Genomic DNA, 12,664 nt, shown 5'->3' with positions numbered 1-12,664 from the left:
GTGGACCTCTCGTCAACTGAGCCAGTTTGGAAGAGGCCAGCGATGGACGCGTGGACCCGTCACCACAAAGGTCACGTCACAGGGTTGGCCGACGAGGGTGAACTGGATGGAGATGCGGTCGCCGTCGCCGTGGAGCCAGGTTCCGACACTGCGTTTGGCATCGACTGCGAGCCGGCCGGCGAGGCGGTGGCCCCCGGACTCGATGACGTAGTCCACGTGCGAGTCGGATCTGCAGGCTCCTGAACTCTGCACCGACAGGTCGGCGTTGAAGTAGGGGTGATCACGCGCCACCCGGTAGGTGGTCGTACGTGGTTCGTTTTCCGCCGCATAGGGGAAGACGTACGGTTCGAAATCTTCTCCTTCCCGGCATTGGTACTTTGCGCACACGGGTGTGGCGTCCGAGATCGCGTCCCGGGCGACCGCCTTGTTGTTGTTGCCGCGGATGATGACGAATGCGGCGATCATGCACATCACCAGAATTGTCCCGCCGAGCCACACGGCCAGCCGGCCCCACCGGATCGGAATCCTGGGAGCCTCGTACTCCTGCATTTCCTCCGTGACCGGGCCGGATCCGCTGTCGGGCAGCCGAAGATCCAAGGCGACGATTCCGTGGCCCGTGCCGACCAGAACCCGAGAACCCAGAACAGTGACCCTGCGCAATTCTTGACCGAGTGCCAGGCGGCTTCGTTCCTCGCCGGTGCGGGCATCGAGCAGGGAAAGAGACCGGTCGTCGACCGTCACCGTGTAAAGCGTCTTGTCGGGTCCGCGAACGAAACTTTCGGCATTTCCGGGGACCTTCCAACGCGTCCCCGTCAACGGCGAAGTCAAGGGACCGTGCGAGGTGAGGCGGTACGCGACCGTCTCGGCCTCGGGCCCGCGGATGGAGTGGGTCGAGATCGGGCGTGTGCGGTAGGTGCGTTCGGCGTCGACCTCAAGAGCCGGGCCAAGTCTGCGCCCCGAATTCAGATTCCAGATCTCTGCTGACGCTGCGCCGAAGTGCCTGTGGCAGACCAGCAGCAATATACGGCCGGCCGGGTCCGTCACCGGCATCAGTGTTTCCACACTCATCTCGTCCCGGAACCGGATTCTCCGCCACGGGTCCCCGAGTGGCTGGTTGGTTCGAGTGTCCCAGATCTCGACCACTTGGTCGTGCTTCTCGGAGTCGTAGTCGTGCTGATGTGACAGGGCCAGTGCGATTGTGCCGTCGGCCAGGCGCACCGGTGCCTGCGCGGTCACTTTCCGTGATCCCCGCGGACCGATGTGCCATGTAAATTCGCATGGTTTTTCCATGGCGTCCAAGCGGTGCAGCCTGAGTGAGCCCTGGTCGAGCACGGAGAGGAGAAGTGAGTCCGGGCTGGCATCAAGAATTACGCATTGCTCGAAGGTTTTGACGTCCCGTCCAAGCGACGCGCCTCGACCGGTGAATTCTCCTGTCATCGCGTTCCACAGGCGAGCGGTGTGTACCTGATTGGCGTCTTCTTGCAGCGCGACGAGATATTTCGCTCCGTAGGGCCGGACATCCCTTACTCCATCGCCCGGCAACGGGTGCCCGAGCGTCGTTCCGTCCGCCACACGCAGCAGGACATTTTTTCTTTTTTCCTTAGCTGCTACACACTCGGGAACTTCGTGGGGCCACGGTGGGAGAGTGACCGTCGAGTCGTTGTTGGCGTAACGTTGCCAACTGCTCTGCGTATTCACGTCGGCGGCGATTCGAATTTCGTCCCGCTCGACCACTCCGACGAGCCGCTCGTTGCCCAATCGCAGCTGGGCCTTGGAGCCGAATGCGGTCGTCGGATAGGGCCCGGCCACGCGTTGGTTGTCGGGGCGCCACAGCGACAGACATCCCGTGCTGTCCTGGACCAGCAGCAACTCACCGTCATGGCACGGGAGTACCGCCACGGCGTGCAACTGCTGGGCGAATTGAGGGTCGACCAGATGCTTCGACAGGTCGGGGAAACCTATGGTGTGGGGCAAGGCGAAATAGATGGTGCCCAGGGCGGTGTGGTGCACCGCGGCCGTCCTGCCGTCCGGCAAGGTGACGGTCAGTCCCGCGCCGGTGCGGCCGAATCGCTGCCAGTTCCGCACATCCCAGATCTGGACCCCGGCCCGTTCGTCCAGGCGGACGAGCACAGGGCGGCCGTCCGGCAGAGTGAACGAGGCCAGCGAGGTGACGCCGTACTCGGGTATCCGGCCGGGCAGCGGGTCGGTGATCGGCTCGGCGCTGGAGAGACTGCTCCAGAACTGGACCGCGCCGTCAGTGCCGAGGCTGGCCAGCACGGGTCCGTGGTCGGGCAGCTCGACCGAGGTGACACCGCTGATGCCGGTGCCGAGACTGACGCTCAGGGTGGCATGCGACACCCGCGCCCACGCCAGCCGCCAGACTCCGTCCGCGCTCTGTCCTGTCATGGACTGGCCCGTGGCTCGCGTGGCGGCCAGAGCGCGAAGGACGACGCGGTCGCCGGGCGGCAGGGCAGCCAGTTCCCGCCAGGCGGCGAGGACTCCCACGATCGCAGCCGGCAGGTCTCCGCGCCCGAACGCTTCACGCAGAGCCTGATCCCGCACCGCGGCGGGGTCGAGGCGGTCCAGCACGGCCTCTGCGGCGGCGAGTTCCCGCCACGCATCCGCGACGGAGACATGAGCGGCCAGGTGTCTCGCCAGATAGGGGGTCAGCGCTCCGAACCGCTCCGGGCGCGCGACCTGCTCCGCGGCCAGCCGCAGCAGCCCACCCGCGACCAGGGCATCCGGCGTGGCCCCGGCAGGGTCACTGGTGTGCGCACCGATGAAGTGTTCTTGAAAGGTGCGGTGCGCGAGGCGGTAGACGGTCTGTCCGTCCTCCGCGTCCAGCATGATCAGTGCGCCTGCCTGATGCAGGACATCGTCGATGTCGCCCTCCGTCACAGCGTTCTCGGAGACGGCGCCGTGCTCGGCGAGTGCGGCCGCCGCCGTCGCCCACACTCCGCCCGAGCGGGGCAGCCCCCTGCCCTGTCCGAGCGCGAGTGCGTGCAGCAGTGCCAGCGCACGGCGGTCGAGCCGGGCTCTGATCGCCGCGAAGGTGGACTTGTGGTGCTGCGCAGCGAGCCGGCGCAACTCGTCGGTGTTCTCCGGGCGCAGCAGTTCGGGGCGAGCGACGATCTCGGCGACCGCGATGCGCGCGGACAGGAAGTTCTGTCCGCCGCTGCGGGCGAGGGCGGCGATCTCGTCGATGAGCGCGTCGGAAAGGCCCGGTGTGCCGGCGGTGCGCGCCGCGATCAGTCGGCGGCGTACGTACCGGCCCAGGTCGTTGGGAACGTGCTCGACCGTGAGTAGCGTCGTGTCGCTGCTGGAGCCCAGGGCGGTGACCAGGTCATGTCGGGGCTCGCCGCCGGGGCCGGATTCCGCGGTCCTGGTGCCGACGACGACGCGGCAACCGGGCAGGTCCGCGATACGGCGCAGCACGGAGGAGGCGATGGCGGCGGGTTCACGGGCCTCATCCAGCGCGTCGGCGAGGACGGTGAACCGTTCTCCCCGGGCAAGGAGTCGGGCGCGCAGGGTCCGCATGGTCAAGCCGCCCTCAAGAGGCACACCGGCCGCGTCGCACAGTCGCTTGATCACGTCGGTCACGGACAGACCCGCCAGGTGTATGACCGCGTCGAAGCAGTCGCAGGGCGGCAGTTCGCGGTCGTCCGGTTCCTCCAGCTGGCCTGCCTCCACGAGAACCTCGCGGAACTCGTCGTCGGCCAGGACGACCTGGTGGCCCAGGAGCGCGGACTTCCCCGAGCCGGCCGGTCCGGTCACCACGAGCATCCCGGTCTCCGTCTCACGCAGCCACCCGGCGATCTCGCGAGTCTCGCTCTGACGACCGGTGAAGAACCACGCCTGCTCGCTGAGGTCCCCGCCCCGGGCCTTGTCGTCGAAGTGGCGCAGCGCATGAGGCCGGGCGGCGAGAATCTCCCGCAGCCGTTCCACGTCGTCGGCGGTCGCGGTGATGCCGGTGGCGGGGGCGTCGCGCAAGCGCAGGCGGGCGGTGAGCTTGTAGGGGACAGCGAAGCCGCCTGTGGTGCTGTGCCTCAGCCGGTTGTCGAGGCGGCGGACCAGTTCGCTGAGCTCGAACTCCGGGCCGTCCATCCGCAGCGAGGCCACCGTCGCGGCGAGGGCATCGTTGAAAGCGCCCAGATGCGTGGTGCCATCGCTTCCCGCGGCGACCAGAACCAGCTCACCCGGGATGGCATCGGGAGGGAGACCGTGCACCGCGGACATGAGGCCGTTCACGAAGGCCGGAGCATCACATGCCTCGATGACGACCATCGCCCAGTTGCCGCGCCGGCCCACACGGTGGGTCCACTCGGCTCTGATCCGCCGCGCCAGGTCCAGGGGTGTTTCCGCATCGGTCCAGGCGCCGGGTGTCTCGGCGTAGGCGAGGGCGGCGGCGTCGCCGTCGGAGTGACCATGCCCCATCCACAGGAGCGCCGAACTGCGCGGGGCGGGAGGCGACGCCCAGGCACCCAGGCGCGCCGTGGCCTCGGTCCGGGTCACGCGCTCAGGGCGTCCGGTCCACGGCACGTGCCGACCACCGAGTTCTGCCAGCAGTTCCGCGGCTCGCTCGGCGCAAGTGGCCGCGCCCGGGACATCGTCGAAGTGGTCGTACACGCTGATGGGCAGGGTGACCACGTCGAAGGCCGGTTGTGCGGACGTCATTCCTCCCAGAGACTCAGATCGTCGGCGGGGGCGGCCATCACCAGGCAGCTGACAGGGGAGGCACCGGTCTGTTTCACGTCGATCCGGTAGATGCCCGCGGCCGGGATACGGGCTTGGGCGGTGATCTCGTCACCCTGTCGTTGGAAGACCGGGCGTGCGATCTGCCTGTGGGTTTCGGCTGATTGGATGCGGCAGCCGAGGCCGGCGGCGTCTGCGCCCCCGATCACCCGCACTGTGAACGGCTGCCCCACGGCCACGAGGTCCGGGGCGTCGACGCCGACGCCCCGCGCCCCCAGCGGTGGGCCAAGGTCTCGCTCGGTGAGGACGGCGCGGGCCAGGTCCAGACCCTCTGGTGCCTTGGCCAGGGCCGAGTGCTGCTGGGAGAGGTAACCGGGGCGCTCGGTGAACCCGGTCGCAGAGAGACGGAAGACGGTGCCGTCACCGCTGTGGTCCTCGCTGCCGCCGTCGGTCCCGCGCAGGAAGTTCCTCGGATTCACCTTGCCCGCGTCGATCGTCATGCTCTGGGCGGTCGGCTGGTTGAGCCCCACGACGGCCCGGAGCTGCGGGGGCGGCGAGTCCGACCAGCGGTGCCCCAGGCTCGAAGCCGCCAGGTCGACATTCCCGCCGATCGCCGCGGCGTCGGCATCGGTGAGGAGGCGGGGCCCTCCATGCTCATCGACACAGCGATAGCGGGGCAGCAGGTCGTAGAGGCCCGGGAGGGTCGCTGCCAGCGTGCGCAGGTGTTTCCTCGGCAAGGGAACCGGCGAACCCCGGCCGAGGTTGAGGATGACGGCAGCCTTGACCGCGCCGAAGTACGGGGTACCGAGGGTAAGCAGCGTCCGCACTTCGGCCGCACCGCCGAGGTCTTCGACGAAGTGCCGGGCGAGCAGGCCGCCCATCGAGTGCGCGACGATAATCAGCCGTGCGTCACCGTAGCCCTCGCCGAACCCGCGCCAGAAGCGGAGATGGCGTTCGGCGGCATCGGCCAGGAGCTGCGCGGTCCGACGTACCGGGAGCCGCCAGTCGTAGGCGAACTCTGCGACCGCGCACGGATGAACGCAGGCGTCCTCCAGTTTCTGCACCAGTGCCGTGTACGGCTCGGATCCGCGCAGTACCGGTGCGTACGCGGGTGCGCGCAGCAGTCGGCCGGGCCGTACGCGGCCGGCCCTGCCGTCCACTTCCTCATCGGTCACGGCGAGTTGACGGAGCCCGCGGCCCGTCGTCCACGCGGACAGGTACCAGCGCGGATCGCGCAGCCCCCACAGCAATGCGCCGCTCTGAGTGTCAACCAGCTCACTGCCCATGATTCCCGGCACGACCAGGATCGCGTCCCTGATCTTCCCGGCCCTCGCGTCGTTCACCATGCCCCCCGCACGCAGCTCCGGCCATTGAAGGGCGCGTTTCGTCCACGGCGCAATGACGAAGACGAACCGTTCTGATGCACGGAAGCGCGGGCCAGCGCACGAGTGCGCGTTGCGAGGCCGTCAACAAGCCGTTGTCCTTCCGGACGTGGTCGTTGAGTTTCCTCTGATCAGGCATGGTGTCGGTGTCGCCGAGGGAGAGTTCGGACGTTCAGTTCGTTCTTCGTGGTACGGAGGTGGCGTCGGTGATGGGCTTGTTGTGGAGAGGGGAGACCGCTGCCCGGGCGGCTGTGGAGCAGCTCTAGGCGAAAACGGACCGGGTCCTGGCCGAACTCGCGGTGGCAGAGGGGGCGTTGGAACACCGGCTGATCGCGCGGGCGGAGCTCGCCGAGGTCCTGGCCGCGCCGGCCTAGGAGGTGACTGTGATGGTTCCCGGCCCGCGGGAGGCGCCGGGCGAAGGCGGAGAGCACGCCGGTCACGAGGTCGGTCGTGCCGCGGTGGCACCAGGCAGGGGACGCTTCACCCCTCGGATCACGCCGTTAGCTCTGAGAACCGGTTGTCAGTGCTCGTTCATAGGATCACGGCATGCCTGATGCCTTCACCGTCCTGTGGACCCACGACACCTGCAAGGCCCTGCGCAAGGCCGGTCGCGTGGGCGAGCGGCCTCCTGTCGCCTTCAGTGGTGTTCACACCTCGCTGCCCGCCTGGTCGGGGGCTGAGGTCGGGGACGAGGTGTTTGCGGTGCACGTCAACCGTGGCACGGTGTTCGTGGTGAGCCGGATGCGGGTGCTCGACAGGGAACGGGGCGTCTGCTGCGGGACTGCTCCCGCGACGTGGCAGGACGAGGCCTTTCCCGGACATGACGCGTGGTCGATGCTCGGCGCCGGCGGGTGCGGCGCCGCACCCGTACACGTGGACGCTACACCCGTACGCTTCGATGCACCGGTCCCCGCCGGCCTCCTGGCGCAGCTCACCTGGCGCAACCGGCGAGGGCAGACCCGCGGACTGAAGCACGTGGTCGACGGACGTCTGGAGCGTGCGATAAGTCTCCAGGGGTTCTACCGTCTGACCCCCGAGTCGGCCGGAGAGCTGGCGCACATCGCCGGCAGTGCCGTGTCGTGAATCAGCCGGTTCAGGGGGTCGGGTAGGGGCGCGGGTGGCCGCGTCGGACGTAGTCGTCGGCCGATGCGGCGACGAACCCCAGAGCTGCCTGGCGTCCGTGAGCTTCCTCGAGCATCACGGCCATGCAGACCGTGAGCAGGCATCCGCGGCTTCGGCCGCTGCCTGGCCCTGGCGGTGGAACGTGGAACACCGAGGCGTGTTCCGCCTGCACAGAGAGAACACGCCATGCCGCAGCCAGCCCTGTGAGCCCACCTGGCTAGGACGGGGGCTCAGGGCCCCTGAATGATCGGGCTGGGCGGCGTGGGAGAGTGCGTCCATGCGGACGCCGCTTCGGCAGTGGGTTCGGGATAGCCGGCAGGGTCCAGGGGAACGGGGTCGGTTCGGTGGCGGGCACCAAGGATTACAGCAGCAGTCGGAAGAGCGGCATCTGCTGACGCGGCCCCGGTGGCGGCGGAGAGGCCGATGCGATGGGCGAGTGGCCGTCGGGCTCACCCTCGAAGCAGGCAATGTCTACCGGTTCATGATGGCCAGCTCCGTGGGGCACCGACCCCCTCCGTGATCGGGGTCGTGTGGGACGGCCAGGATGAGCTGGTGAGCTCCGGGTTTCGCCCCAGCGCTTCCTGTCCCAGGAGCCACCTCAACTCCTGAAGCACCGGCGCGGGTAGATCCGGCGGCGGGTCCACCGCCAGGACCAGGTTGTAGCGGTCATTCACTCCACGGACCCTATTCCCGCGCGCAGACACTATTTGACGGCCGTGGTTGCGGAGACAGCGCTGGCCCGGCTACTGCGAGTCGCTGCGGGCGGGGGGTCGGATGACCTGCACGTTAGAGATGCCGCCCTGATTCACGCAGTCTTGAGCGAGGTCGTGGACGTGCCAGTGGTAGTCCAAGGGAGGTTCCACTGCGTTCACGGTGGTTTCAATAGGCGTGTAGCGATACAGCGGGGTCGAGGCGCCGTCATAGATATGCCCGAAATTATCCCTAGTGAGAATCGTGAGCGGTTCCTGGCCGGTCCATTCGATCCCTACACGAACGTCGTACTCCTCGTTGTTGGTTGCTTCCGCAGTGGTGCGGAGGAGTGCCATGACATCCGCGATAGCGCACTCAACGGCGGAAGACTCGACTTCCCAGCCCTCGAAGTAGGTGTCGTGGCTCTTGCGGTGCCCACCGACCGCAGCGGCGAGGGTGACCGAGCCGTCATGGTGGATGCTCATCCAGGCTTCTTTCCACGACGAGCGATCGCCAATCGCCATGTTGACGGCAACCCAGCGGCGCAAACCTGGACGGGGGTTGTTCCGGTCGACGTTCTCCAGGGGATGCACACCACCATTCCGCGAGGCGTAAGCCAGAGCTAGGGGCACCGTTTCGGACAGTACATAGCGTGCCCTTTCGCGCGTCGTCCGGTCACGAAAGCGCGGAATGCGGGGGTGGGCGACCGCTATCAGCCAGGCGCGCGTATAGGAGTCTCGGCCAGCGGACGCTTCACTGAACAGGGCATCCAGTGCCTCACTTGCGTGTCGGCGCTCCTCGAACCGGGCGCGGTACATGGCTTCGATCTGCCGTTCCTTCATCCACACGGTGTCGGAGTCATTCCGAATGGGTGCGCCGAAGTAGTCGTTCCTGTAGATCAGGTGCGGTCCGTCGATGCTTGCGGGGACTTCCACGGCGATGGCCCGCTTCCCGTCAGCTTCGAGGCGGTGCACGTTCAGGCCGAACACAGGCGGGGAGATGGCGGTGATCGCGGCGCTGCGCAGTGTTCGTTCATAGGTCTCATCAAACTCGCCGGCGTCTACGCGCCGAGTCGCTGCCTTCTGTGACTCTTCCACGCCGTAGACGATCAGGCCTCCGCCGCTGTTCGCCATCGCCGCCACGTCCTTGGGGAAGTCTGTTTGCGCCAGCCCCTTCGCCGGAGGCAGCTTGCCCTTCCAATCCAGGTCGTTTGCCTCCGTCGTACCAGCAGCAACAGCGGTGTCGAGGAGATCGTCGGTCAGTGGGCCCGGTGTCGTTCCGACGGCGCGATGGAGTGCTGTGAAACTCATGCGCCAGAGTGTAGGCATCGAGCGAAAGCAGCAAGGCCTCGTCGTCCGACCGCACAGATGTGCCCCATTCGGCAGTGGCCTGGTGGCTCGACCGGCGCTCTGTGGGGGCTTCAGACACAGGTTCGCCGGGACCGCGGTGACCGCTGTGGCTCCGGGCGATGCGCAGGGCTCGCGCGCGGGGTGGCCGCAGCGAATGCCTTCACCCGCGCGGACGCCGCCCCGGTGCTGGTCGAGCGGTGCATGCGTGACAAATGGCGGCCCGAAGCTTCGCGGATGTGGCACGTTCCCGACACCGGCCCGCAACACTTTCCCGCTTGTCGGTGTTGGAGGTCGGTGGCTGAGATGAAAGTTCACATGCGCAGGTCTCTTTAGTCTCAGTGCGCAGTTCGGCGTGTTCAACTGGCTCACATGCGAGGGCTGTCAGGCCGTCCGATCGTGAAGCTGGTCTCATTGTCGGTGGCTGGATGCATCATGACCCCATGGCGACGAACCCGCAGCACGTTTTTCCCGAGCCGATTCGAGCAGCCGAGCCGGGGGGAGAAGACGTGGAACAGCTTTGGGAAGAGATCGATGCTGGTCACAGGCTTGTGCATGCACCTCCAGATCTTCCTCCGCCGCTCACGGTGACAGCCCCGCTGCTCCTTCAGGTGGAGCAGTTGTCTTGGGAGAGCCTCGAGCATCTGATCGTGGCGCTGGCCTGTGAAGTTGAGGGTGCGGTCCGGTCTAGGTTGTATGGCAGGAACGGGCAGAAGCAACACGGCATCGATGTCGTGGGGTACTTCGTCGATGGCAGCCTGACCGTCTATCAGGCCAAGCGCTGGCAGAATTTCACCGCCGATGCCCTCTCAGATGCGGTTCGGATGTATGTCGAAGGAACCCGCCCCTTCGACGCCACGCGCTTCGTGCTGGTCACCAGTGCCTATACCGGTGACACTGCGGTGGAGGATCGGCTCCATCAACTGCGTACGGACTATCACCCACTCGAGATTGAACTCTGGGGCCGGCAGCAGCTCTCGGACCTCCTCTTCCCGCAACGTGCATTGGTTGACCGCTTCTTCGGGCGGGCGACGGCAGAGAGGTTCTGCACAGACCGTCCGGATCCCGCCACACAGCACATCCATACCGTGGTGGGCTCCCCGATCCGGGACTTCACCGATCCGTTCGCTTTGGAGGTGCACCATGTCATCGAGGCCGAAGAGAGGGAACCTGGGGATCGGCTGCCCCCGCTGCCGGCCTACATCAGCCGGGAACACGACAGGCGGGTGGGCCAGCTCGTCGCACGAGCCACCGCCGCACAGAGCGCTCTGGTTGTACTCGTTGGCGAATCCTCCACGGGCAAGACTCGAGCATGCTGGGAGGCTATCCAGGCGCTACCGGGCGACTGGCGACTCTGGTATCCGATTGCTCCAAGCCCAGCGGAGGCTCTCCTCAATGGCGTGCTGTCCGTCGGGCCGCGGACAGTGGTCTGGCTCGACGAAATCGAGCCCTATCTGTCGTCGCCCCAGCTAGGCGAGAAGGCGGCCACAGCGTTGAGGGAGCTACTAAAGGATCCCGCCCGGGGGCCGGTCGTGGTTTTGGGAACAGCGTGGCCGGAGCATTGGGAAAGGCTTACCCTTCCGCCTGATTCGGGCGCACCGGATGGGCACCGAGAAGCCCGCATGCTGCTTGCTGGCCACAGTGTCCTCGTCCCCCGTTCGTTCGATGAGCCAGCTCTGCTGGAAGCACGCAGAACAGCACACGAGGACTGGCGGTTGGCAGAGGCAGTTCGCCGAGCTGGCGACGGACGCATTGTCCAGTACCTCTCTGGCGCTTTCGCTCTCATGGAGCGCTATACGACTGCTCCGGCCCCCGCGCGGGCCGTGATCCATGCAGCAATGGATGCCCGCCGGATCGGATGCAGTGGAGCGCTGCCTCGTACGCTGCTGGAACTGGCTGCCGTCGGCTATCTCACCGATGACGAATGGTCTGCTCTGAGGGAGGGCTGGTTCGAGCAAACCCTCTCTGTGCTTCAACAGCCCTGCCGCGGTGCGACCCGTCCCCTCAGCCTGGTGCGCCCCCGCCCCGGTCAGGCAGTCCACGTGGAACCGCATTTTCGCCTTGCCGACTATCTTGACCACCATGGACGGGCGAGTCGGACGACCGCAGCTGCTGCGGCATCGCTCTGGAGTGCGCTTCCCGAGCACGCAGCGGCGAATGATCTTGCCGGCCTGGCTTGGGAAGCCCGAAACCGCGGTCTCTTTCGATGCTCGTTCCAGCTCCATTTGCGTGCCGACGCAGCGGGCATCGAGGACACTGCCTGGCTCGGGGGCGATGTGATGGAACGGGCCGAGCAACACGAGGAAGCCCTGCGCTGGTATCAGCGCGCAGTCGAGGCCAGGGACGAGGAAGCCTATGCGTACCTAGTCGACCTGTCGGAGGCCTTGGGCCGAAAGGACGACGCAGTCGATCAGCTGACACGGCTGGCCGAAGCCAAAGATGAGCTTGCGCTTTCCTTTGTCGTCGAGTTGACAGCGGACTCGCGCGGCACGGATGAGACAATCTCCTGGCTCGGCGGACTCGCCGATCGCGGTGACGCCGCTGCCGCCCGCGAAGCCGGTGAGAAGCTTCAGCAGCACGGCCGCCTAGCAGAGGCACTCGAGTTCTTCCGGCGAGCAGCACTTTCCGGCGACGCACTGGCGATCCGGCGGTCCATAGACATGGTGTGGAACACCGAGGGTCCTGACAGGGCCCTCGCTTGGCTGAACGAGCTGGCCCAAGACGGTGCCACCGACTTGATGCTCACGGCCAACACACTTGCTCGGGCCGGTCGTTCGGCCGAGGCGCTCTCGTTCTTCAAGCGTGCGGCCGACGCTGGCCACGATATGGCCTTCGCTCCCGGAGCCCAACTGGCCGTGAAATGTGAAGGACTCGAGGAAGCCGCAATGTGGTTGGAGCCATTCGCGACGGCCGGTCGGCCATTCGCCTCGGCCGCATATCTGGACATCCTCATGGGCGCAGAGCATTTTGACGACGCGCTGCGCTGGTGTCTTGAACCCGACAGGCGTGTGGACGTGGCCGTGCTTCACACCGCCGCTGACCTGCTGGTCGCGTCCGGGCGCCAGGACGAGGCGCTGCGTTGGCTGGGTTCCTTGGCTGAGCAAGGACATGCCATGGCTCTCTGGCGCATGGCTGGGCTTTTTGAACAGCTCGGGCGAGTTGACGAGGCTGTATCGCGTGCGAAGGAACTCGCCAGACAAGGCCACACCTCGGCGCTCCATCTCACGGCATTCCTCACTGCGCGACAAGCCAACGGCGACGAGGCGCTTTCCTGGTACAGGACGGCAATCTTGGCGGGAGAACCGTTTGCCATCGACGAGATGGCGGATCTGTTGAAGCAACTAGGGCGTCATGACGAAGGCGATCGCTTGCATAAATTTGGTTTGGAAGCCGATGGGCAGATTGCTCGAGGTGTGGACTGATCTGCTGCTG

5 protein-coding genes are annotated in these 12,664 nt (G+C 66.6%); 2 read left to right on the top strand and 3 right to left on the bottom strand.

Features of this window, described 5'->3' with window-relative positions:
• Positions 1 to 12: 12 nt before the first annotated feature.
• Together ACIPTO_RS02540 and ACIPTO_RS02535 are read right to left on the bottom strand one after the other, a co-directional pair.
• Complete coding sequence (locus ACIPTO_RS02540; RefSeq protein WP_401188842.1) at positions 13 to 4,674, bottom strand: hypothetical protein; 4,662 nt, start codon at positions 4,672 to 4,674, stop codon at positions 13 to 15.
• Positions 4,671 to 6,038, bottom strand: a complete 1,368-nt coding sequence (locus ACIPTO_RS02535; RefSeq protein WP_401188840.1) for a hypothetical protein — start codon at positions 6,036 to 6,038, stop codon at positions 4,671 to 4,673. The genes ACIPTO_RS02540 and ACIPTO_RS02535 overlap by 4 nt, the downstream gene beginning before the upstream one ends.
• 582 nt (positions 6,039 to 6,620) lie before the next feature.
• Between ACIPTO_RS02535 and ACIPTO_RS02530 the strand changes: the two genes are divergently transcribed.
• On the top strand, positions 6,621 to 7,157 hold the full coding sequence (locus ACIPTO_RS02530) for a hypothetical protein (RefSeq protein WP_401188837.1): 537 nt from the start codon (positions 6,621 to 6,623) through the stop codon (positions 7,155 to 7,157).
• 782 nt (positions 7,158 to 7,939) lie between these two features.
• Here the strand turns inward: ACIPTO_RS02530 and ACIPTO_RS02525 are convergent.
• Entirely contained in the window at positions 7,940 to 9,196 is a 1,257-nt protein-coding gene (locus ACIPTO_RS02525; protein ID WP_401188835.1) for a helix-turn-helix domain-containing protein, read from the bottom strand.
• Positions 9,197 to 9,675: 479 nt separating this feature from the next.
• Here ACIPTO_RS02525 and ACIPTO_RS02520 point away from each other — a divergent pair, with 479 nt between their 5' ends.
• Positions 9,676 to 12,654 carry a hypothetical protein gene (locus ACIPTO_RS02520; RefSeq protein WP_401188832.1) on the top strand — a complete coding sequence of 993 codons (2,979 nt, stop codon included), beginning with the start codon at positions 9,676 to 9,678 and terminating at the stop codon, positions 12,652 to 12,654.
• The last annotated feature ends 10 nt before the right edge of the window (positions 12,655 to 12,664 follow it).

This window comes from Streptomyces sp. NPDC090083, from assembly GCF_044747445.1.
GTDB lineage: Bacteria > Actinomycetota > Actinomycetes > Streptomycetales > Streptomycetaceae > Streptomyces.
This window is presented reverse-complemented; position numbering and strand designations above follow the sequence as displayed.

Excerpts from the sequence above, each read along its gene's own strand:
- ACIPTO_RS02540 (WP_401188842.1), bottom strand. The coding sequence starts at position 4,674 with ATGACGTCCGCACAACCGGCCTTCGACGTGGTCACCCTGCCCATCAGC.
- ACIPTO_RS02535 (WP_401188840.1), bottom strand. The coding sequence starts at position 6,038 with ATGGTGAACGACGCGAGGGCCGGGAAGATCAGGGACGCGATCCTGGTC.
- ACIPTO_RS02520 (WP_401188832.1), top strand. The coding sequence starts at position 9,676 with ATGGCGACGAACCCGCAGCACGTTTTTCCCGAGCCGATTCGAGCAGCC.
- ACIPTO_RS02530 (WP_401188837.1), top strand. The coding sequence starts at position 6,621 with ATGCCTGATGCCTTCACCGTCCTGTGGACCCACGACACCTGCAAGGCC.
- ACIPTO_RS02525 (WP_401188835.1), bottom strand. The coding sequence starts at position 9,196 with ATGAGTTTCACAGCACTCCATCGCGCCGTCGGAACGACACCGGGCCCA.